Annotated in this window: 1 protein-coding gene; it reads left to right on the top strand. The window is 66.7% G+C overall.

Going from position 1 to position 255, the window contains the following annotated elements; genetic code table 11:
* Positions 1–255, top strand: a 255-nt coding sequence (locus JHD63_RS23605) for an ISAs1 family transposase (protein WP_198973206.1), incomplete at both ends; no start/stop codon positions are given.

Here is a 255-nt window from a genome sequence, read left to right as displayed (position 1 = left end):
TGGCCCAGTTTGGACAGATGCACCAGAGCTGGTTCGCCCGCTTCGTGCCCCTGCCCTCGGGCATCGCCTCACATGACACTTTCGCCCGGGTGTTTCGCATCCTCGATGCCCAGGAGGTGGAGCGGGCCTGCCAATGCTGGCTGCAACAGCTCGCAGGCCAGGTCCAGGGCACGGTGGCCATCGACGGCAAAAGCGTGCGTGGCAGCCGCAAGGGCGATGTCCCCAAGGCCTTGCACATGGTCAGCGCCTGGGCCG

It is taken from the genome of Xylophilus sp. ASV27 (assembly GCF_016428875.1).
In the GTDB taxonomy this organism is placed as follows: Bacteria; Pseudomonadota; Gammaproteobacteria; order Burkholderiales; family Burkholderiaceae_C; genus Xylophilus.
Note: the sequence above shows the minus strand (reverse complement) of the source record. Positions and strands in the feature narration are given on the sequence as shown.